Origin of the sequence: Shewanella xiamenensis (assembly GCF_014647135.1) — a bacterium.
In the GTDB taxonomy this organism is placed as follows: Bacteria; Pseudomonadota; Gammaproteobacteria; order Enterobacterales; family Shewanellaceae; genus Shewanella; species Shewanella xiamenensis.
On sequence record NZ_BMOP01000007.1, the window covers coordinates 99,321 to 119,458 of the forward strand.

General features: G+C 49.5%; 23 protein-coding genes. 10 read left to right on the plus strand and 13 right to left on the minus strand.

Annotated features, from left to right (window positions below; all coding sequences use genetic code 11):
- Positions 1-29 precede the first annotated feature (29 nt).
- Positions 30-251 (minus strand): hypothetical protein, encoded by a 222-nt coding sequence (locus IEY09_RS08695; RefSeq protein ID WP_037423215.1) that lies wholly within the window; start codon positions 249-251, stop codon positions 30-32.
- A gap of 81 nt (positions 252-332) precedes the next feature.
- On the opposite strand from IEY09_RS08695, the gene IEY09_RS08700 reads away from it, so the two are divergent.
- The 8 genes from IEY09_RS08700 to azoR all read left to right on the plus strand — a co-directional run bounded on the left by IEY09_RS08700 (position 333) and on the right by azoR (position 6,589).
- Positions 333-1,346, plus strand: coding sequence for a virulence factor BrkB family protein (locus IEY09_RS08700; protein ID WP_172589171.1), 1,014 nt, complete (start codon positions 333-335; stop codon positions 1,344-1,346).
- Between the two features lie 45 nt (positions 1,347-1,391).
- Positions 1,392-2,348 (plus strand): alpha/beta fold hydrolase, encoded by a 957-nt coding sequence (locus IEY09_RS08705; RefSeq protein WP_229777786.1) that lies wholly within the window; start codon positions 1,392-1,394, stop codon positions 2,346-2,348.
- A complete protein-coding gene (locus IEY09_RS08710; RefSeq protein ID WP_188870674.1) occupies positions 2,345-2,944 on the plus strand; it encodes a hypothetical protein in 600 nt (199 codons plus the stop codon). Before IEY09_RS08705 ends, IEY09_RS08710 begins: the two co-directional genes overlap by 4 nt.
- A 15-nt stretch (positions 2,945-2,959) precedes the next feature.
- A complete protein-coding gene (gene dtd, locus IEY09_RS08715; RefSeq protein WP_172589173.1) occupies positions 2,960-3,397 on the plus strand; it encodes a D-aminoacyl-tRNA deacylase in 438 nt (145 codons plus the stop codon).
- Between the two features lie 39 nt (positions 3,398-3,436).
- Entirely contained in the window at positions 3,437-3,880 is a 444-nt protein-coding gene (locus tag IEY09_RS08720) for a thioesterase domain-containing protein (protein ID WP_188870676.1), read from the plus strand.
- Between the two features lie 160 nt (positions 3,881-4,040).
- A complete protein-coding gene (locus IEY09_RS08725; RefSeq protein WP_037423230.1) occupies positions 4,041-5,261 on the plus strand; it encodes a S1 family peptidase in 1,221 nt (406 codons plus the stop codon).
- A gap of 11 nt (positions 5,262-5,272) precedes the next feature.
- The gene (locus tag IEY09_RS08730; protein WP_144345221.1) at positions 5,273-5,806 is read left to right on the plus strand and encodes a hypothetical protein; all 534 of its coding nucleotides are present in this window, start codon (positions 5,273-5,275) and stop codon (positions 5,804-5,806) included.
- Between the two features lie 186 nt (positions 5,807-5,992).
- Entirely contained in the window at positions 5,993-6,589 is a 597-nt protein-coding gene (azoR, locus tag IEY09_RS08735) for an FMN-dependent NADH-azoreductase (protein WP_037423238.1), read from the plus strand.
- Between the two features lie 61 nt (positions 6,590-6,650).
- Here azoR and IEY09_RS08740 read toward each other — a convergent pair whose 3' ends face one another.
- From IEY09_RS08740 to IEY09_RS08750, 3 genes are all read right to left on the minus strand, one after another.
- Positions 6,651-6,815 carry a hypothetical protein gene (locus IEY09_RS08740; RefSeq protein WP_218678225.1) on the minus strand — a complete coding sequence of 55 codons (165 nt, stop codon included), beginning with the start codon at positions 6,813-6,815 and terminating at the stop codon, positions 6,651-6,653.
- Between the two features lie 36 nt (positions 6,816-6,851).
- Entirely contained in the window at positions 6,852-7,175 is a 324-nt protein-coding gene (locus IEY09_RS08745; RefSeq protein WP_172589175.1) for a rhodanese-like domain-containing protein, read from the minus strand.
- A gap of 95 nt (positions 7,176-7,270) precedes the next feature.
- Positions 7,271-7,846: a helix-turn-helix domain-containing protein gene (locus IEY09_RS08750; RefSeq protein WP_172589176.1), complete on the minus strand. Its 576-nt coding sequence runs from the start codon at positions 7,844-7,846 to the stop codon at positions 7,271-7,273.
- 129 nt (positions 7,847-7,975) lie between these two features.
- Between IEY09_RS08750 and IEY09_RS08755 the strand changes: the two genes are divergently transcribed.
- Positions 7,976-9,163, plus strand: coding sequence for a benzoate/H(+) symporter BenE family transporter (locus IEY09_RS08755; RefSeq protein WP_172589193.1), 1,188 nt, complete (start codon positions 7,976-7,978; stop codon positions 9,161-9,163).
- A 57-nt stretch (positions 9,164-9,220) separates the two neighbouring features.
- Here the strand turns inward: IEY09_RS08755 and IEY09_RS08760 are convergent, their stop codons facing one another.
- Positions 9,221-9,676 (minus strand): GNAT family N-acetyltransferase, encoded by a 456-nt coding sequence (locus IEY09_RS08760; protein WP_169548263.1) that lies wholly within the window; start codon positions 9,674-9,676, stop codon positions 9,221-9,223.
- A 355-nt stretch (positions 9,677-10,031) separates the two neighbouring features.
- Here IEY09_RS08760 and IEY09_RS08765 point away from each other — a divergent pair, with 355 nt between their 5' ends.
- Positions 10,032-10,673 (plus strand): CatB-related O-acetyltransferase, encoded by a 642-nt coding sequence (locus IEY09_RS08765; protein ID WP_188870678.1) that lies wholly within the window; start codon positions 10,032-10,034, stop codon positions 10,671-10,673.
- 168 nt (positions 10,674-10,841) lie between these two features.
- Here the strand turns inward: IEY09_RS08765 and IEY09_RS08770 are convergent, their stop codons facing one another.
- The 8 genes from IEY09_RS08770 to IEY09_RS08805 all read right to left on the minus strand — a co-directional run bounded on the left by IEY09_RS08770 (position 10,842) and on the right by IEY09_RS08805 (position 20,134).
- Positions 10,842-11,585, minus strand: coding sequence for a hypothetical protein (locus IEY09_RS08770; RefSeq protein ID WP_188870680.1), 744 nt, complete (start codon positions 11,583-11,585; stop codon positions 10,842-10,844).
- 10 nt (positions 11,586-11,595) lie between these two features.
- Positions 11,596-12,849, minus strand: a complete 1,254-nt coding sequence (locus IEY09_RS08775) for a beta-ketoacyl-ACP synthase (RefSeq protein ID WP_188870682.1) — start codon at positions 12,847-12,849, stop codon at positions 11,596-11,598.
- Positions 12,850-13,575 (minus strand): 3-ketoacyl-ACP reductase FabG2, encoded by a 726-nt coding sequence (locus tag IEY09_RS08780; RefSeq protein ID WP_188870684.1) that lies wholly within the window; start codon positions 13,573-13,575, stop codon positions 12,850-12,852.
- Positions 13,576-13,675: 100 nt separating this feature from the next.
- Positions 13,676-14,218, minus strand: coding sequence for a hotdog family protein (locus tag IEY09_RS08785; RefSeq protein ID WP_188870686.1), 543 nt, complete (start codon positions 14,216-14,218; stop codon positions 13,676-13,678).
- Positions 14,219-14,223: 5 nt separating this feature from the next.
- Complete coding sequence (locus IEY09_RS08790; RefSeq protein WP_188870688.1) at positions 14,224-15,441, minus strand: beta-ketoacyl-[acyl-carrier-protein] synthase family protein; 1,218 nt, start codon at positions 15,439-15,441, stop codon at positions 14,224-14,226.
- 102 nt (positions 15,442-15,543) lie between these two features.
- Complete coding sequence (locus IEY09_RS08795) at positions 15,544-16,299, minus strand: DUF3261 domain-containing protein (RefSeq protein WP_188870690.1); 756 nt, start codon at positions 16,297-16,299, stop codon at positions 15,544-15,546.
- Positions 16,300-16,303: 4 nt separating this feature from the next.
- Positions 16,304-17,629, minus strand: coding sequence for an NAD(P)/FAD-dependent oxidoreductase (locus IEY09_RS08800; protein ID WP_188870692.1), 1,326 nt, complete (start codon positions 17,627-17,629; stop codon positions 16,304-16,306).
- Positions 17,630-20,134 carry an MMPL family transporter gene (locus IEY09_RS08805; protein WP_188870693.1) on the minus strand — a complete coding sequence of 835 codons (2,505 nt, stop codon included), beginning with the start codon at positions 20,132-20,134 and terminating at the stop codon, positions 17,630-17,632.
- Between the last annotated feature and the right edge of the window lie 4 nt (positions 20,135-20,138).

The window sequence follows — 20,138 nt, forward strand, 5'->3', positions numbered from 1 at the left end:
TGGGTATTCCGTCACTGAGTCAGATGAAGTTAGTCGGCCTTAAAACGTGCCGCATCGATAATGCTCCAGAGGTGAAAGATAGCACCAATTACCGCGGGCACAATTAACCACCAAAGGGCGTAGCCGACTACAGTGACCACGAAGAATAGCAATGCTGCCAAAATTCGCCCTTGTAGCAGTTGGCCTAGGCCGGGGAAAAACAGACTAGCGATTGCGGCGATAACATTGCCAGTGGATCCTTGTTGTGACATCAATTCACTCCTTAGACTTGTAAATTAAGTGTTTATTGTACGAAGATAACGAGTCTATACCAACAGAATCAAGAGAAACCCGTGACTAAGAAGATAGATCTGGCACAAATTCGAGTCTTACTCCTTGGGATTTGGCACTTCCTGCTGCATTTACGCCAGCGCCTAGTAGAAGATCAAATCAATATTCGTGCGGGCCACTTGGCCTATGTCACCCTATTATCGCTCGTTCCTATGGTGGCGGTGACTATGTCTATGTTGTCGGCGTTTCCTGTGTTTAAGGGGATCCGCGGCCAAATTGAAGCCTTCGTTTACGAGAATTTTTTACCCGCAGCGGGCGATACGGTACAAGTCTATATCAATGAATTTGTGGGTAATGCCTCTAAAGGCACTGCGGTGGGGATTGCGGCCTTAGTGGTGGTGGCGATTATGCTGATCTCCGCCATAGATAAGTCACTGAATAATATTTGGCGCACTAAGGAAAAACGTTCTGTGGTCGTGGCCTTTTCCATGTATTGGATGGTGATTACCTTAGGCCCTGTGCTGGTGGGGGCGAGCCTAGTGGCGACTTCCTACGTGGTGTCGTTAAAGCTGTTTGAGGGCGACACCTTATCTGGCGTAATGCCGCTGTTTATCGAACGTTTGCCGATGTTATTTTCGGTGGCCGCGTTTTTACTGCTGTATATGGTGGTACCGAATCAAAAGGTGAAGTTTTGGCACGCACTACTCGGTGCTGTGGTGGCTGCCTTGCTATTCGAGTTGGGGAAAAAAGGTTTTGCCTTGTATGTGACGAAATTTCCAAGTTATGAAGCCATTTATGGTGCGCTGGCGACCATTCCTATTCTATTTGTTTGGGTATATTTATCTTGGATGATCGTGCTGCTGGGCGCCGAAATTACCGCCGCCATGCCCGAGTATTTGGACTATGAGTCCAGCAGCGATATCAACGAAACTAACCTCGAGGGTCAACCTTTAGCGGCGCAGGATACACCCGCCGCGCAGCTAGAAACCACATCCGCCCAATCAAGCCAAGTGCTTGAGACGACAGGTGAACTTGCGGCAAACGCGCCTTCATCGACTACACTGGATAAGCCGTAGCTAAGTTATCATTCACCAAGACATTCAACGAGTCTTATCCCACCTATGATCACTGATGCCCATCCGCTTGCCGCTTTTATCCGCCGTGATTGGCTGATGATGGGCAATGGGCAGCAGTTGCATCTCGCTCAATATGGTAATCCGCAGGGTATCCCGCTGCTTTATCTGCATGGTGGTCCTGGCGCAGGCGCTAGTGTGAGTGAGCTCAGTTTATTTAACCTAGAGCACTATTGGATTTTACTGCTAGATCAACGAGGTGCGGGGCAATCGCTGCCTGCTGGCGAGTTGGAACATAACCATTTAAATGGACTCATCAGCGATATTGAGGCGATTCGCATTCACTTAGGCATAGCGCGTTGGTGCTTAGCGGGTGGCTCATTTGGCGCCACCTTAGCCTTAATTTACAGTGGGTTATTTCCGCAGCGGGTAATAGCTCAAGTATTATGGGCGCTGTTTATTCCATCAAAAGAAGGGATTGAATGGCTCTATGCGCCCTCGGGCGCAGCGCAGTTATATCCACAGGCTTACCGTGAATTTGCCGCGCCTTCTATTGGATTGGCGGATTTATTTACGCATTATCAGCTAGGATTTAACGCCCAAGATGAAGCAACCCGTCATGAATTTGCCCGTCGCTGGATCCAATGGGAATTAACCCTAGCGGGCGTACCAACTGGCCTACCTAAGCGGCTTGCGCCGCCGCTATTCGCCTTAGCTCAAATAGAGCTGCACTATGCGCAAAATGATTACTTCAATATGTTCAGTGTATTACAACGGGTTACATCTCAAGTCTCTGCGCGTACCCTGCTATTACAAGGCACGCAGGATGCTGTCTGTCCGGCACGCTTATTAGCCGCATTTGGGGCAAAAATCGATAACCCTTGGATACAAATCCACACTATTGTTGATGGCGGGCATTCGCTGAATAGTGAAATACTCTCACTTGCCGTCACACTCGAAATTCAAGCCATGTGGTCTTGGATAAAGCGACAGGAGTTTGCATGAAATTAGCTATGATTATTGCCGCCATTTTAGGATTAACGGCCTGCGCGGCCACCTCATCCTCACCCCCAGAACCTCAATCCTCATCTTCTGCGGTAGAATCCGAGGTGCGTGCTCCCGTGGCGCCTAAAGTGGTGCAGTTGGCTGGAATGACCAATGAGGCTGCCGCCGATACCTTGTATCAGGCTTTAATCGATGCCAACTATTTAGCCACCAAAGTTGGGGCGGATAAGGTTGCGGTGCAATTTGGCAATAATGATTTTATGCTCGAACCCAGTATGAATGCTGCGGGGATTGACCGTATTCTGATGAACCGTTTTTATGCGGTGCATCCACAGTTGCAGGCCAGCCCTGAACTGCCCGCGGTGATTGGCGAACTAAACGCCAAGCTAAACTTCGCTAAATTTGTATTGCGCGAGCAAGGTGCGGTGATCCAAATCCAAGGTACTGTGACCTTTGCTGATAAGGTCGAAATCGAGGAGCTTCGCCGTTTTATGCTGTGGACCGATGGCGGCTTGGCTGAAATCGCTAAGTCCTTGCCGGAGGGAATTGAGCAGTATCTGCGCCCAATTCCTTTGATGCCCGTTGTTAAGTCTTAATTTAAAGGAAAAATTGTGATCGCTTTAATTCAAAGAGTCAGCCGCGCCAGTGTGGTTGTAGATAATCAAACCATAGGTGCAATTGATAAGGGCTTGTTAGTTTTACTTGGGGTTGAGCAGGAAGATAACCGCGAGAAGATGGAAAAGCTGGCTACTAAAGTGATGAGTTATCGAGTGTTTTCCGACGAAAACGGCAAAATGAACCTCAATTTGACTCAAGCGGGAGGTTCGCTTTTAGTGGTATCCCAATTTACCTTGGCCGCTGATACTGAGCGTGGGCTAAGGCCGAGCTTTTCGGGCGCGGGTACGCCTGAGCAAGCGCTTGGCCTGTATGAAGAGTTTGTCGCCTTTTGCCGCGCCAAGGGCGTGACTACCGAAACAGGGCAATTTGCTGCTGATATGAAGGTTGAACTGGTCAACGATGGCCCAGTGACCTTCCATTTACAGGTTTAACCTACGGGACAGTGTGCCAACGGCAGTAAGGACATGCACATGGACGAATTATTAAACCAATTACGCCAGACCTGGCACCGCACGATACCTGTGAGTGAGTTTATGCAGATAGCGCCGCTGTCATTTACTGATGGTGAATTGAGCGTGAGTGCGCCACTCGCGCCGAATATCAATCTGCATCACACCATGTTTGCGGGCAGCATTTATACCCTTATGACCCTCACAGGTTGGGGCATGGTATGGCTGCAACAGCAACTCCTTAATGTGGATGGCGACATAGTGTTAGCCGATGCCCATATCCGTTACTTGGCGCCCATTCGCAATCAACCTATTGCACGCGTGGTATGGCAGGATGCCAGTTTAGCGGGCTTATCTGTGGGGCGAAAAGCCAAAGTTCGACTTGTGGTTAAGCTTTACTGTGAAGATCTGCTCTGCGCTGAGTTTTCAGGCCTGTATATTAGCCTTCCAGTCATTAAGAAATAGTTGCGACTGTTTGATTTTTGTAAATTTTCATCGTTGATGTTGCCTTTAACTTGCAATAGAATCTTTGGCTTAATGCAACTTAAGTTGCATACGCCATGGTCCGTACGGTTATCACGTTTATGCTGTATGGCGCTATTTGCATTGATATTAAGGATAACCGATGCGATTTCTCTCCTGTGTGCTTATTGCTCTATTTTGTTTTCATCTCAGTGGTTGCGCCAATACCAAGTTAAATGCCAATAAATTACCAAAGGGTGTGGTGCTAAATAAAGCTATTACGCTCCCTGTGGATGTGAGTGTTGCTTATTATTTGCCCCATTCGCAGTTAAATAACCGTTTTTATTTAGAGAAATGGAATATTTGGGTCGATCCAGGAAAATCACTCAGTGATGGCGTGAAGGATGGTTTTGGTGCTTATTTTTCAAATGCTAAGTTATTAGACCGCACGCAAGCGAGTCAGTATGGACTGCTGATCGATATCGATCCTGAGTGGAAATTTGAGTCGGGTAAAGCAGAAATGATCATGAGCTATCGGGTATTTAATGGCTCCGATAAGCCCATTCGCGAAGGGCAAAAATCCTTTAAGGCAGATATTGGTTATTTAGGGGATGGTTTAGGTCTTTATAACGCCGCATTGCGTGCGACTCAATTAGTGATTGTCGATGTGCTAAACACGTTGACGCCGTCGGCTAGCTCCTATCCTGCACAGTATGCAATGAAGGATGTCTCGGCGAATTTGCTGGCAAATATGCAAAAGCCAGTCAGTACAGGAACAGGTTTTTATATTAATCCTCAGGGGCAAATTGTCACTGCGGCCCATGTACTCAAAAATTGCATGGTGACACAGGTGAATGTTGGCGGTAAATCCTTTGATGCGGCCGTAGAGGCTAGCTCGACCTTATTGGATTTAGCGGTCGTGAGTACGGGTACGCCAGTGGAGCAATACTTACCATTGCGTAAAGGTACAGAGATTTTCCTGGGCGAGGCGATTACCAATGTTGGCTATCCCTTGCAGGGATTATTGGCGGCCTCCCCCAATTTAACGCGCGGAAATATCAGCTCACGCGAGGCATTAAAGGGGGCGGTGGGGCAATTCCAGTTTTCGGCACCGATCCAGCCCGGCTCAAGTGGTGGCCCAGTTGTCTCTGACGGTGGGGAGCTATTAGGTATTACCGTCAGTACCTTAAATGTGACGAGTCTACGTGAATCGGGTGCATTGCCGCAGAATGTTAACTTTGCCCTTGATGCAAAATATGCTGCCCGCTTTTTAGATAAGCACCGCATTAGTTATCAGTCGGTTGAACCCAATATGAAGGGCGATATTCGAACGGCAAATGCGGCTGCACTTGGTGCTGTTGTTCAACTGAATTGCTATCAATAAGGATGTTTCCAATGCCATTTATGCTTCGTATTTTGATGCTGGGTTTGTTGCTCACTAGCCCGTTTGTTAAAGCGCAAACCACGGCACTTCCACCAGTATTTTTTATTAGTACCATTGATTCAACTGACTTTTATAACAAACTCAAGGGCACGCCATTATTTGAAAAAATGGATAAAGAGAATATCGGTAATCCATTGAAACTGATTGTGACCTATAAAATGGAACCTACAGCAGGGGGAGAAGCCGCGGGACTGACCTCGGCGATTTTAGCGGGTGGCTCCCTAGGGCTGTTACCTATGGTGACCAATAATGATTTGGTGCTGACCTATGAGTTTAGGGTTCACAATGAGGTGATTGCCAGCGTCAGTTACCGTGAAAATTTTACCAAGGCTCACAACATGTACTCCAATGAGGGAATGTATAGCCTAGATAAAGAGAGTTTGGCATGGGCGATGACCACGACTGATAAGTTTATGGTTGATATTCAAAACTCGCCTGAGCTTTCCCAGCTAATCAGTGAATACAACTATTATTTTGCTCAATAGTTCGAGTGTTGCGTTTCCATATACTAAGGGCTAGCTTGGCTAGCTCTTAGTCTAACCATTCTACTTTTTAGAAAGTAATCTCAAATTTTATCCGCTTTTATTCTTTTTTATGGGCTAATAAACTAAGCCCATAGAGTCGAGAGCAAGCTGAAAGACTCTCAAGAATTTCAATTTTCGGAGCAGATTATGTCTAAAGTCCTAGTGTTAAAATCCAGTATTCTTGGCGGTTATTCACAATCTGCCTTGTTAGTTGACCACCTGATCGGTAAATGGGAAGACCAAGGCGCGACCATCACAGTTCGCGATTTAGCGGGTAAAGATGTGTTGCCAATGGTTGATGGCGAAATCGCCTCTGGCCTACGTGGCGGCGCTGAGTTAACTGCGCGTCAGCAAGAGATGCTCGACCTGTCGAACGCCTTAGTTGAAGAGTTAAAAGCGAACGACACTATCGTGATCACCGCGCCGATGTACAACTTCAACATTCCAACCCAGCTGAAAAACTGGATTGATTTTGTGGCCCGTGCCGGTGTGACTTTCACTTATACCGAAAACGGTCCTAAAGGTTTAGTAGAAGGTAAACGTGCTGTGTTGATCACCACTCGTGGTGGCGCCCATAAAGATGGCCCAACCGATCACATTGTGCCTTTCTTAAAAACCTTCCTCGGCTTTATCGGTATCACTGATGTGGAAGTGGTATATGCTGAAGCGCTGAACATGGGCCCAGAAGCCAACCAAAAAGGTATCAGCGAAGCTAAAGCCAGTATCGATAAGTTAGCGGTTTAATCGTAAAGATAATAAAAAATGCCAGCGTAAATGCTGGCATTTTTGTTTGCGCAGAACACAATTATTCGCACAGTTTGCAGCCAAGGGAGATAGCGCTGGTTTCGATATAGCGCACCTTAGTGCTTGCTTGGCCACGGTTACGGCTCACGCTGTAGCGGGTTTCACGAACCACTTTGGGCTGCGGCGGTTGTTCGCCGCTAGTTGGGCGCGGGCACTTTGTTGTCATCTGCACCTCCTCACGCATGGTTGCTTGGCTTAGGTTTTAGTTTGGCTGGCAGCAGACTAAATCTTTTAGCGAACCACCGTTGACCACACATTCAAAACCGTTGGCTTTGAGAATATCGCAGCCCTTTTGGGCACGGATACCTGCGCCGCAGTAAAGCACAAACGGATGCTGTTTATTGTCAACCTGATGCAACCATTGGTCGAGTGTTGGCAGCGGCACGTTGATGGCCTGAGGCAAATGACCCGAGGCAAACTCCTCTGGTGAGCGCACATCGATAACACGCGCACCTTGATCAATCAATTGCCAACATTTTTCACCGTTGCTGCTACCAGATAATTTAGCCAGTAAAGATTGAAACATAGCTTTGCCTCTATGATTAGAAAATTTTCAATAAGTTTATTCTAATGAATTGGTGAGCGCAAGCGGCAATCTGTTGGGCGCTTGGCTTGTCGGCGTTACTCGGTGACAGGCGCTTCCCTGTGGTAATGGATAAGATCATGAAACACGACGGGTTGATCGCTTAAGTTGCGGTAACCGTGGGGTTTATCGGCGGCAAAGCGCACGGCTTCGCCCTGCTGTAATGGCTGCCACTGGCCATCCACTAACACTTCCATGGTGCCGCTCAGTACAATCACATGCTCGGTCACGCCCGCCTCATGGGGCTCGGAGAGGCGCTCATAGTGTGGCAAAAGGGTGAGTTCAAACATCTCAAAACCAAAGCGTGGCTCAAAGGGAAATAGCGATGCCACTAACATGCCGTCGGTTGCAGGCTTTTGGCGTAATGCATCGGCGTTACGAAAGACCGTGCCTTGGCTCTCGGGTGTCGGTTCCAGAAAAGTTGAGAGTGAGGTATTAAAACCGCTAGCGATTTTCCACAGTGTGGCAATGGTGGGGCTAGATTCGCCGCGCTCAATCTGGCCTATCATGGCCTTGCTCACGCCTGTCTCGAGTGCCGCTTTATCTAAACTCCAACCCTTTTGGCTGCGCAGTTGTTTTAGGGTCGCGGCAAGATAGCTGTTGATGGTCTGCATTGTGGTCTGATACTTAAAAAATTATTTGTACGTTATAACGCACAGGTGCTATCTTGTCCATCTTGTGCGTTATAGCGCACAGTCAATGGTGCGATGCTCGAGGCAAAGGTAGGATTAGGAGTAGGGATGATGTGGCGCGAGGCTTTGGGACTATCAAAAATATCGGCGGGCTTTATTGCCGTGCTGGTGGGCTATAGCAGTTCGGCGGTGATTATCCTGCAGGCGGCGGATGCTGTGGGTGCGACATCGGCACAAATGAGTTCATGGCTGTGGGCTTTGGGTGTCGGTATGGGGCTCACCAGTATTGGCCTGTCTCTCTACTATAAAAATCCGGTGCTTACGGCATGGTCGACCCCCGGGGCGGCATTGATGGTCAGCAGCCTGGCGGGATTGAGTATCCACGAAGCCGTTGGTGCCTTCCTGATTAGCTCTTTGTTGATCACCCTATGCGGCTTGGCGGGTTGGATGGATAAGCTTATTCGTATCATGCCGCCTTCGGTCGCTTCGGCCATGTTAGCAGGGGTTTTACTGCCGTTTGGTTTAGGGCTGTTTCAAGCCATGCAGACTCAACTGAGTCTAATCCTATTGATGTTATTAGTGTTTGTTGTGCTTAAGCCCTTTGCTGCGCGTTACATTATGTTGCTCACCCTCGTAGCGGGAATAGGGATGAGTTATCAATTGGATCTACTGCAACTCGATAAGCTTGAGCTGCAATTCGCCGCCCCTGTATGGATAGCGCCTGCGTTTTCTGTCACCAGCGTAGTGGGCGTGGCGCTGCCCTTATTTGTGGTGACTATGGCCTCACAAAATATGCCTGGGGTAGCAGCGCTGCACGGCCATGGTTATCGCCCGCCTATCTCGCCATTAATTACCGTGACGGGTCTGATGGGCGTATTGTTTGCCCCCTTTGGCGGCTTTGCTTTTAATCTCTCGGCCATTACGGCGGCGATTTGCATGGGTAAAGAGGCGGACCCAAATCCCGCGACCCGTTACTGGGCGGCAGTGTGGGGCGGCGTGTTTTACTTTATCACTGGTTTACTCGGCGCCACTGTAGTTGGTCTCTTCGCCGCGTTTCCGAAGGAGTTAGTGCTCGCGATTGCAGGATTAGCCCTGCTTGGCACCATAGGTAACAGTCTGACCGCAGCGCTCGCAGATAACGACGAGCGAGAGGTGGCGGTGATTACGTTTCTCGTCACCGCCTCGGGTGTGAGTATATTGGGGATCGGCAGTGCATTCTGGGGATTATTACTCGGATTTTTAATGCATTACTGGCACAAGCATCGCGCCTTAACTACAACTAAACAGGCAAAAGCTTAGCTGTGGTTAGGTCTAGACTGAGGTTTGCTACCTTAGTGGATTGATGTGTGCAGAGGCCTAGAGCTTTTTGGTCATAAACAGGCTATTGGGGTCGAGCGTGTAATCGGCAAAGGGGCCACACAGCTCGAAGCCAAACTTAGCGTAGAGAGAACGTGCGGGCAGGAAAAAGGCCATCGAGCCGGTTTCTAAACTGAGGCGTTGCACGCCAGCGGCTTTGGCGTCATTGATCAAGTGCTGCAGAATCTGGGATGCCACGCCTTGTTGTTTGTAAGTTGCTGCGGTTCGCATCGATTTGATCTCTGCATGTTCAGCATCTAACCATTTTAGTGCACCGCAGCCCGCCAGATTACGGCCATCCCACAGTGTCCAAAAGCGAATATTGGGTTGGCGCAGGCCATCAAGGTCTAATGCGTGCACACTTTCCGGCGGCGAGGTTGCCCGCATATCTTCAAGGTGCTCAGTTAAAAGTGCTGCAATTTCAGGCCCTTTTAGATCATCTAGTATTATTTTCATCGTTGCTCTCAATATTAAAATTCCCTGTGTTGTCACTTATCCATCATAGCGTTATCGCGTTTGGTTGTTTTTAGGGTTAAAACGCCGCGGTGGATAAGCAAAGCCTAAGCCAACAAAGCGAATGGCATCTGCCTGAACTACAGCATCTTATTGGTAATAGGTTTGCCGATACGGCGTAGGCTGTTGTAACTTATGCTCGTAACGCTGAGCTATGGTGCTCTAGCATCCACTTCAAACACTCGAGTTTATTTATGCCGTTTATCTCTTCACCTTTATTAAAACAGCCTCGAATTCACTGACGACATAGTCTTTATTTGTCAAATTTCGATTAATTAACATGAGGTTGAAGATACTAATGGAAAATAAGCATTGGTCCAAAGTCCAGTTGCTGCATCAAGTAGTGACAAATCCGAATATTACTATCAAAGGTGAGCACAGTTATTACAGCGATTGCTGGGATAAGGGCTTCGAAGAGTCGGTTGTTCGATATCTCTATGGCGACGAAATCAGCCTAACTTGGGATCCGCTGTGGGAAATAGATAAACTCCACATTGGTGATTACGTCTGCATAGGGGCAGAAGCTGTTATTCTGATGGGGGGAAATCATACCCACAGGGCCGACTGGTTTTGTTTATATCCCTTTATGGACGTTATAGAGGAGGCCTATGTTGGCAAAGGTGATACGCATATAGGTGATGGTGCCTGGTTGGGCATGAGAGCCATGATTATGCCGGGTGTTTCGATAGGGGAAGGCGCTATCGTTGCGGCAAATAGCGTTGTCACTCAAGATGTTGCTCCCTATAGCATAGTAGGGGGAACCCCTGCCAAATTGGTTAAATATCGTTTCGAACCCTCTGTTATCGATGAGTTATTAGGCCTAAGGATTTACGATTGGCCTCAGGCAAAATTTGAGTCACTCAGGCGATATTTATGTGCATCGGATATTGAGAAACTTAAAGAGGCCGCTTTAGCTTACGATGCTCTGCATAGCGCTTGACCAGCATCTTATAGCGGTGATTAAACGTTTTATGCCTCCGGTTTCACTCACAAAGACTGGAGGCAAAATAAAAAGCCGAGAATCATCTTAATGCCACTCGCTTAAGAGCGAGTGGCATTAAGATGATTCTCGGCTTGTTGTTAACGCTTTTGCTAGCTCAAAAGCGATTTAGTAGTACTTCTTCAAATAGCTCTCGGCGTAGCTTTTCAGCTTTTTGTTTGGGTTGTTGTTGGCAATATTTTCAATCACTTCGCGGTATTGGGTATTACCCGATGCCGCAAGCGCTTTCGCCATATTGGCGTAGGTGTCGATGGCTAACTTGTCGTTACTCATCAAACGTGGATTTTTCAGCTCAACGCTCAGGCGTTCTAGCAAAAAGTCATCGTAGTTTTGATCGTCCATCATGCGTTTGGCTGCGAGGCGCATCAGCTCTAACTCATTGCTTTTAAAGGCGTTGGCATAGGCATTATTTTTGATACTTTGCTCGGCCACATATTGGCTTTTATCGCCTAAAATAGCATTCCATTTTTTATACTGGTCAAGATTTTCAAGGGCTTGGGTAGCGTACTTCTTCAGCTTCTTATGGTAGTCGCCATTGATAATATTGTTGATGGTGCCGCTGTATTTATCGTTCCCTGAATAAGCTAAACCTTTGACTAACCATGCACTGTAGTCGATAGCATTTTTCTCGGTGGCTTGTGGCAGCGATGCGATAAGTTTGGCCTCTAACACATCGTAAATGGCGGGATCGGATAATCCGGCAAGCGTCAGGGCTTCGATGGCTTGTTTTTGCTTAAATTGGTTGTCGCCTTTAAAAATTTCTTGATAGGTTTCAACCGTATAATCCTGCGCCCACACCGGCGAGGCCAGTAAACTGATACCGAGTAAAATGCTTGCAACTAATGGTTTCATTGATATGTCCTTATGTCGTTTTCCAGCGTTTAAAAATCAGTGAGGTGTTGATGCCGCCAAAGGCGAAGTTATTGCTCATCACATAGTCGGTGTCGAGCGCACGTGGCTCGCCGCGAATGTAATCGAGAGCGGCACATTCTGGGTCGATATTGTCGAGATTGAGCGTCGGGGCAAACCAACCCGCATTCATCATCTCAATACTCACCCAAGCTTCTAACGCGCCGCAGGCGCCTAAGGTATGGCCTGTGTAGCTTTTAAGGGATGAAATCGGCATATCCGCACCGAAGACGGCATGGGTTGCATGGGTTTCGGCAACATCACCGCGGTCGGTCGCTGTGCCGTGGGCATTTACATAGCCAATGGCATCGGGCGTAAGCGCAGCATCCTTAAGGGCTAAGCGAATGGCAATTTCCATGGTATCGCTATTGGGCTGAGTCACATGCTGACCATCGGAATTAGTGCCAAAACCGACGATCTCGGCGTAAATTTTCGCGCCGCGCGCCATGGCGTGTTCTAACTCTTCGAGTACCAGAGTACAAGCGCCTTCGCCAATCACTAAACCGTCGCGATTGGCATCGAAGGGGCGAGGTGTTAACTCTGGCGTGGCATTTTTGGTGCTGGTGGCAAACAGGGTGTCGAATACCACCGCCTCGGTTGGGCAGAGTTCTTCACCGCCGCCCGCGAGCATTAAGGTCTGTTGCCCGTATTTGATGGCCTCATAGGCGTAACCTATGCCTTGGCTGCCTGAAGTGCAGGCGCTGCTGGTGGTATGAATGCGTCCCTTTAGACCAAAGAAAACCCCCACGTTTACCGCAGTAGTGTGTGCCATCATGCGGATATAACTGGTGGCGGTAACGCCAGACATATCACCATGTTTGAGCATATCGCCAAAGGCGACCAGCGGATCAGTACTGCCAGTGGAGGAACCATAGGCAATGCCCATTTCCCCCGAGGTGACGATAGGGTCGTCCAATAGTCCAGCATCTATCAGCGCAAGTTCGCTGGCGCGAGTCGCCATAATCGAGACGCGTCCCATGGAGCGGATTTTTTTGCGCGAATAGTGGCTAGGCACCTCAAAGTCAGTAATGGGTGCAGCAAGGCGGGTGTTTAGTCCGTCGTATTTGTCCCATTCCGCCATCGTCACGACACAGTTTTTTTGTGCCTTAAGGCTGCTTGCGATACTTGGCCAGTCATGGCCTAGGGCGCTGATGCCACCGATACCGGTAACGACGACACGTCTGCCTAGGGGATTGCGCTGGGTCATTTAGATCATGCCTCCATTCACCGAAATCACTTGGCGCGTGATATAGGCGGCATCGTCCGACATTAAAAAGGCTGCTAAGGCGGCGATTTCATTCGGTTTGCCCATGCGGCGCATCGGCACTAACTGCTCGACCATATCCTTAGGAATATCCGCCACCATATCGGTTTCGATTAAGCCTGGGGCGATACAGTTTACGGTGATCTTACGTTTGGCCAGCTCTAAGGACAGCGCCTTAGTCGCGCCAATCAGCCCCGCTTTAGAGGCGCTGTAATTGACCTGACCACGGTTACCCGCGATACCGGAAACGGAAGCCAAGGTGATAATTCGTCCACCCTTGCGCGCTTGCACCATAGGCATAACGCAGGGATGAATCACATTATAAAAACCATCGAGGTTAGTGTGGATTACGCTATCCCATTCGGCTTCACTCATCGCCGGAAAAGCATTGTCACGGTTGATGCCCGCATTAAGCACCACGCCATAATAAGCGCCATTAGCCTCGATATCGGCCTCAAGGGCGGCTCTGACGGCAACGCGGTCGGCAACATCAAACTTTAGTAGGCTGACGTTAACCCCAAGGGCGCTAAGTTCTGCGGCGCTAGCATCGGCTGCGGCCTGATTGCTGTGATAATGCAGCGCGATATCATAACCTGCCGCAGCCAGTTTAAGGGCGATGGCTTTGCCAATACCGCGGCTCGAACCTGTGACTAATACTCTGTTATTCATCTTTATTTCTCCACCCGTGATGCTTGATGAGTTGTTTGTGCATCAAAGGGCTAAATCCTTTTGTGATAAGACTTATTGCTGCCAAGTATGATTCTTGGCATTAAGCCTGCTGGCTTGAGGCGATATACGCTTGGGTGTCCTGGGGTTGGAACACATTCACATTGGCCTCGGCCACTAACAGTGGTGTTTGCTGCGCTCCCGCTTCGGGCAATAGATAAATCTGGCAATCAAATACCGCCAGTCCCGACTCTTCCTGATAGAGGCGTTTAACCTGAGTGCGGTAGCAGCGATTGAGTTCGTATTGCGCCGAGTGTAAGGCTAATTTACGCGATCCCAATAAAAATCCCACGCGGATTTTATCGTGACGCAGTTTAGCCTCAACGCCCGCTAAAGCGGCAATGCTCTGCGCCATATATTCGATACCCACATAATTGGGGACGGCTTGACGATGCTCGTCAAAATAAGCGCTCTGCGGAGTGATCAGCACTTCAGTTTCGAGCACATCCTGCTGATGGCTAATAATCTTATCAATCAAGATCATTGGCGCACGATGCGGAATAAAATCGGCAATATTCTGCTCGGCTAAGTGTTGCAGCCAAATCGGCTCAGCGGCTGAAATTGCGGTATTGATAGAACTGGACATCAATCTTAAGCCCCTTTACGGCAAAAAATCAGGCTGGCATTGCTGCCGCCAAAGGCGAAGGAGTTGCTCATCACATAGTTAAGCTTGCCATGCTCGGCACATTGCATGGGCGCGACTAGCGCAATGCTGGGGTCCTGCGGATCTTGCTGCCCATCAAACCTATGGGGCGGCAGGGCAAAGCTGTGATTATGCGGTGACAGCAACAGGTAACAAAATGCGGCTTCAATCGCGCCCGCAGCGCCTAAGGTATGGCCGACCAGCGGTTTGGTTGAGCTTGCAGGGGGCGGCGTGTCGCCAAATACCGAGAGTACGGCGCGGCTTTCCATTGCATCATTTTTAGGCGTTGCTGTGCCATGTAAGTTTATATAATCAATATCTTGCGCAGATATTTGTGCATCATCAAGCGCGGCCTGCATGGCGGCAATCGCCCCTGCGCCTTCAGGATGCGGTGCTGACATATGGTGCGCATCGCTCGACTCGCCAATACCTGCGAGCAATACGCAGGCTTCATTTGCTGTGTTGTCTGTCGCTAAGGTTAGGGTAAATAGCGCGGCGCCTTCACCGATATTGATGCCATCACGATTGGCGCTGAAGGGATTGCAATGTCCTTTGGAAACCGACTCTAAGGCGTGAAACCCGTTAACTGTGAGTTGGCACAGGCTGTCGATACCGCCGACAATCACCATATCGCACAGCTTGGCCTCAAGTAGGCGTTTGGCGCTGGCAAACACTTTAGCGCTAGAGGAGCAGGCGGTCGAAATGGTGTAGCAGGGACCTTGGAGCGTAAATAATTGGCGTAAAAAATCGCTGGTGCTGCCAAGTTCCTGCTGGAAGTAATGGTAATCGGCGGGGAAGTGGCCGTGTTGATTGCGATAGGCCAAGGCGGCTTCGCCCTTCGAAATCCCTGAGGTGCTAGTGCCTAACACCACGCCGATGCGGTCGGCGCCATATGTCTGTTTCGCCTGTTCGACCGTGTCGGTAATTTGCTGCGCGGCAGCAAGGAGTAACTGATTATTGCGACAATCGAATTGCGCCAGTGCGGCAGGTATTGTCGGTAATGGCTCAGTGACGGGCGCAACCAGTGTCGACTCCCCAAATAATAGGGTGTCATTGGTTTGCATGGCACTGGTATCGCCTGCAATTAAGCGGGCTAACACCTGCTCGGGCGTTTGCCCTAACGGGGTACACAATCCAATCTGTGTAATGGCGACTCTGTTATTCATTGTTGCTTGCTATACCTATTACCGAATCTGGGTGGTAAATATAAGTGGCTAATATGATTAGTTTTAAGTTTTATCTTTGATTGGCAGCCTATAACTTAACGCTTAAATGGGTTGTATCTCTAACTCAAACTTTGCCTGCGGCATGGTTAAATTAATATGTGCCTGCCAAAGGGAATCGTCGGTTTGGTGCTGATAACGAATTTGTATCACTTGGGTTTGGTTATCGTTGTAACTGATAAGCGTGTCTTGGCTATAAAACTGGCGGCAGGGGATGGCGTCACATAGCCCTGTCACTAAACTTCCACCTTCTAAATGACTACGAATACTCTGTTCTGGCCAATAGATAAGTTGCATCATCGCCATCAGATATTCGGCTTTAAACTCATTCCCGAGTAGCTGACTCTGCTCACTGCTGAGTGTATTTCCATCGTAAACCAAGGTAAACAACGCTTGCCCTAGCGGAGCGAGCCCAACCAGCGTCATGCGTTCCCCTTCAAGTTCAAGCTGGGTGAGCAGCTCATGGGTGTTATCGCCCACTTTTATGCTCACCTTCTGACTAAAAGATTGGGAGGATACCTTTGCTTTGCTGTCGCCTTGCTGACTTTGACTCTGGTTCGCAGAGTTTGTGCCAGCTGGGTTTGCTGCTGGCTGAGTTGTTGGCTTAGTGAGTGGTTTATCCGTTGCAGGGCCAAAATGCTGTGGCAGTGGCGCTAAGCAATAACGCATATCTTTTGTGAATCCGACGCAAGTTTGCCGATAGAGCAGCTCACTACAGCCCATCAAGCCGAGGCTTGAGAGCATTAGGGCAACTGTCACTATCGCTTTTGTGCGACCTTTGGCGTTAGGGCTTAGACGCATCGAATTACACCTCGGCTAATTCGTTGATTGTGAGTTCGCTGATTGCTGGTTCGGCGGTGATGAGTTCAGCATCCTGCCGACATAGCTCGACCACCATGTTTAGACGTCGCTCGGATTCTTTAACAAAGGGATTTTGCACATCCCAAGCATAGCCCGCCAAAATCGAGCAAATCATTTGCTTGATTTTAGGATTCGGATCTTCATAAAAAATCACATCCTGGAAGCGCCCATCGTACCAAGCCTGCACATAGGTGCGGAAGGTGTTCACCCCTTGCATTAACGGCGCTGAGTACTCGGTAGGCCAATCCACTGTGTCACCATTAAGTTGTTTGGTCACGCATTTTGCTGCCATGGATGCCGACTGCATCGCGATAGTTACGCCCGATGAAAACACCGGATCGAGGAACTCGCCGGCATTGCCCAGCAACGCAAACTTATCGGTAGCGAGGCGCGAGACGTTGGCGGAGTAGCCTTTGAGTGTCGCACAGGGCTGGGCGACTTTGGCATTGGCAAGCAGTGCGTTAAGGCCGGGCTCTTCGTTGACTATGGTCATTAACTGCTGCTCTAAATCGCCTTCGAGGCGCGCGAGCAATTGCGGTTCGGCTACCACACCAAGTGAGCAGCGGCCGTTGCTGAAGGGAATTAACCAGTACCAAATATCCTGATGCTGCGGGTGCACGCTAATTAAAATCTTATTCCGGTCAAAGTTGGGATCGCTGATGTTATCTTCCACATGGGTGAAGATGGCGCTGCGAGTCGGCAGTGAGGACGGCGTTTCGAGGTCGAGCAGCCGTGGTAATACGCGGCCAAAACCGCTGGCATCGAGCACATATTTGGCCTCGACTTGGTAAAGTTCGCCCTGCTCGTTACGCACAGTTAAACGAGGTGCGGCAGTTAACTCTATCGCCTCAACGGTTTCACCGTAACGGATCTCCACCCCAAAACTTGCCGCAGTATCGGCGAGTAATTTATCGAAGTTTCCCCGTTGTACTTGGAAGGTTGTTCCCGGCCCTGGGGTAAATTTGTCGGTAAAGTCGAAGGTGGTATACACCCCGTTACGGCGGAAGGCTGCACCGTTTTTATATTGGAATCCCGCGGCATTCAGCGCCTCTAACATGCCCGCTTCTTCAATAAATTGCATACAGCAGGGCAGTAGACTCTCGCCGATAGAAAAACGTGGAAAGTGTTGTTTTTCTAGCACTAATACGCGTTTGCCTTGCTTATGTAGCAGGCTTGCTGCAATCGAGCCGGAAGGGCCTGCGCCGATAATGGCGACATCGACGCAAAGGGAGTGAGACGGTGTGGATCTAGCCGCGGTAGAGGTAGACATTTAAATAACATTCCTTGTAGGTATCGAGACCTTGTTGGTGGTTAAAACCTGGCGAGTGGTCAAAATCAATGGCGAAAGTACAAAGGTAAAGCCTATGCCGAGGGATAGGGTTAATCCAAAGTAATGAATAGCTTGGGTTTGGCTAAAGGCGAGTAAGCCAAAGGCCAATAGGGTCGAGCAGGCGGACATAAACACCGCCATCATCACCGCCCTGCCATGTTGCGCTGCGGCGGCAAAAAACAAGCTGTAATCTATCCCAATCCCGAAGACTAAAATCAGCGCCAGCGCATGGAATAAGCTTAAGGGTGAGCCGACTAAGCCTAAAATGGCTAAGGTAAGTACCGCGGCGAGTGCCGGCACGGCGACAACCACAGTGGCCTTTTTGAGCCCAAAACTTAGGCTAAATAGCAAGAGCGCGATAACCAGTGCTAGCCCCAATAATTTAAGGGTGAGCAGGCGATAATGCCCCATCACGGTGGAGATATCCGCGACTTTATCGATAAGTTGCACTTGCGGATCTTTGGCAAAGCGCGCTTTGAGAGCTGCAATATCTTCAATACCACCGAGCAACACTATAGCGCCATGGCTGTCGCTTCCTCGCTGTGTATTATCTGGATTGGCCGTTGGCTCCGTTGAGTGTTCAAGCGGCGCTAATCCCAGTGGTGCAAGCCAAAGTGGCGCTAGCTGTTTACCAAAGCCCAGTTCGAAAAAATCCGCCGGGGTGATATAGCTATCCTTGGCGCCAAGATAGGCGGCAGAAAGGTTTGGCGCTAGGCTCTCATCAAGGCCAATGTGGCTTAGTACTGTGGTTAATTGCGACTGGTAAATCTCGCTCTGTAATTGATACGCCGCATCTTGCTTTTGCTTGCTCGGCAGGTAACGGCTGAGGCTGACATAATTGCCCAGCTCTTGCTGTTTTATGGCAGCATCGAGCTGTGGGCTAAGGGCTTCGAGCCGTTGCAGTAAGGCTTCTTCACTCGATGCGCGCACCAATAAAAACTGGTTATCCGTACCACCACTGAGGAGTTTTCTGAGCTTATCTTCAGGCTCAGTCACGCTCGCAGGGCTTTGTTGTAAATGGCGAATATCATCATCCACCTTAAGTTGGCTGATACCCAGCAGACAAACACCTACGAACACTAAGGTGAATAGACTCAATCCCCATGGCGACACCAGTTTGTTTGAGAATCCGGTGAGTTTCGTAAGATAGGCCTGTGCAAGATTTAGCGGACGCTCTCCCGAAGGTAACTTGCTGCCCGCTAAGAGTGGGTAAGCCAGCACTAACGTCAGGTAAGCACCGAGTAAGCCAGAGGCGCAGAAAATCGCCACCTGCTGCATGCCGGGAAACGGCGCGAGGCCAATGCCGACATAGGCCAAGGCGCTGGTGATAAAGGCGAGCGACACAGTGGGGAAAATATAGGCCACGGTCGCCTGCGCGCTACGCTGATGATCGCTTAACCGCTCGCAGTAAAAGTGGAAACTGTAGTCGATAGCAATCCCAATCAGGCTGGTGCCAAAGACGAGGGTGAGCAAATGCAGCTCCCCGAACACGCTTAGGGTAAAGGTCACCGCCAGCAGTAAACCACTGGATATTGTCACTATTGCAAGCAATAGCGGCATGACGGAGCGAAACGCCAGCCAAACTAATAACACCACCCCAAGCAGAGAGGCGAGGCCAAGGACAGAGATTTCACTCTTAGCGGTATTCGTTGCTTCTATAGCATGAAATAGCGCGCCCGCCTGTAACACTTGTATGCCGGCATATTGCTCAGTGACTGTAGTAAGTGCTTGTGTTAACGCTGCTTGCTGAATGAGTTGGGCATTAGGATTAAAGGCGCTGTCTTTACCCTTTGCCATCACAATAGCGGCCACGCCCTTACTGTTATCAACACCTTGGTTGGGGTGAGCAAGTAAAATCCCTTGCTTGGCGCTCAGTTTCGAGCTGGGTGCGAGGGCGAGCAAATTGGCGGGAAATAACAGCAAAGGATCTTGAGTGAGCAGTTGGCTATTGGCGTAACTAAAGGCGTTGTAGAGCTGTTGTGTGGCCGAGGCAACTAAGCTATCGAGGCCATTATGGGTTAACGCATCGGCTTGCTCTGAGGTTAATAGCTTAAATCGATGGGGAAAATAATATTGGCCTAGGGCTTCACCCATTTGCATGTCGGCACTGCGAATATCGGTAAAGGCGGTATTTTGAGTCTTAAGCTGCTCCATCAGGAGCGTTGCCGCCGCAATTGCTTGCGTTTCATCCTTGGCAATCAGGGCAAGATACACTTGATCGGCGAGTGTTGACTCCACTTGCTCGAGGGCGCGCGCTGTGAGCGCATCCTGCTGCAGATGGGGCAACATGGCGAGAATATCGCTTTGAACCTTAGCCCCATTTTGCCACAGTTGCAGCGTCCATAGGCTTGCCGCCAGCATCAAACACAGCCAAATAGCGAAGCGCCATTTAGTCGAGGTTTGCATCAGGCTATGGCCAATACGTGTGGCAATCTTGGGCGCCATGATT

Bases quoted from the DNA above. Each gene is read 5' to 3' on its own strand.
- IEY09_RS08695 (WP_037423215.1), bottom strand. From the start codon at position 251: ATGTCACAACAAGGATCCACTGGCAATGTTATCGCCGCAATCGCTAGT.
- IEY09_RS08705 (WP_229777786.1), top strand. From the start codon at position 1,392: ATGATCACTGATGCCCATCCGCTTGCCGCTTTTATCCGCCGTGATTGG.
- IEY09_RS08710 (WP_188870674.1), top strand. From the start codon at position 2,345: ATGAAATTAGCTATGATTATTGCCGCCATTTTAGGATTAACGGCCTGC.
- IEY09_RS08720 (WP_188870676.1), top strand. From the start codon at position 3,437: ATGGACGAATTATTAAACCAATTACGCCAGACCTGGCACCGCACGATA.
- IEY09_RS08725 (WP_037423230.1), top strand. From the start codon at position 4,041: ATGCGATTTCTCTCCTGTGTGCTTATTGCTCTATTTTGTTTTCATCTC.
- IEY09_RS08730 (WP_144345221.1), top strand. From the start codon at position 5,273: ATGCCATTTATGCTTCGTATTTTGATGCTGGGTTTGTTGCTCACTAGC.
- azoR (WP_037423238.1), top strand. From the start codon at position 5,993: ATGTCTAAAGTCCTAGTGTTAAAATCCAGTATTCTTGGCGGTTATTCA.
- IEY09_RS08740 (WP_218678225.1), bottom strand. From the start codon at position 6,815: ATGACAACAAAGTGCCCGCGCCCAACTAGCGGCGAACAACCGCCGCAG.
- IEY09_RS08745 (WP_172589175.1), bottom strand. From the start codon at position 7,175: ATGTTTCAATCTTTACTGGCTAAATTATCTGGTAGCAGCAACGGTGAA.
- IEY09_RS08750 (WP_172589176.1), bottom strand. From the start codon at position 7,846: ATGCAGACCATCAACAGCTATCTTGCCGCGACCCTAAAACAACTGCGC.
- IEY09_RS08755 (WP_172589193.1), top strand. From the start codon at position 7,976: ATGTGGCGCGAGGCTTTGGGACTATCAAAAATATCGGCGGGCTTTATT.
- IEY09_RS08760 (WP_169548263.1), bottom strand. From the start codon at position 9,676: ATGAAAATAATACTAGATGATCTAAAAGGGCCTGAAATTGCAGCACTT.
- IEY09_RS08765 (WP_188870678.1), top strand. From the start codon at position 10,032: ATGGAAAATAAGCATTGGTCCAAAGTCCAGTTGCTGCATCAAGTAGTG.
- IEY09_RS08770 (WP_188870680.1), bottom strand. From the start codon at position 11,585: ATGAAACCATTAGTTGCAAGCATTTTACTCGGTATCAGTTTACTGGCC.
- IEY09_RS08775 (WP_188870682.1), bottom strand. From the start codon at position 12,849: ATGACCCAGCGCAATCCCCTAGGCAGACGTGTCGTCGTTACCGGTATC.
- IEY09_RS08780 (WP_188870684.1), bottom strand. From the start codon at position 13,575: ATGAATAACAGAGTATTAGTCACAGGTTCGAGCCGCGGTATTGGCAAA.
- IEY09_RS08785 (WP_188870686.1), bottom strand. From the start codon at position 14,218: ATGTCCAGTTCTATCAATACCGCAATTTCAGCCGCTGAGCCGATTTGG.
- IEY09_RS08790 (WP_188870688.1), bottom strand. From the start codon at position 15,441: ATGAATAACAGAGTCGCCATTACACAGATTGGATTGTGTACCCCGTTA.
- IEY09_RS08795 (WP_188870690.1), bottom strand. From the start codon at position 16,299: ATGCGTCTAAGCCCTAACGCCAAAGGTCGCACAAAAGCGATAGTGACA.
- IEY09_RS08800 (WP_188870692.1), bottom strand. From the start codon at position 17,629: ATGTCTACCTCTACCGCGGCTAGATCCACACCGTCTCACTCCCTTTGC.
- IEY09_RS08805 (WP_188870693.1), bottom strand. From the start codon at position 20,134: ATGGCGCCCAAGATTGCCACACGTATTGGCCATAGCCTGATGCAAACC.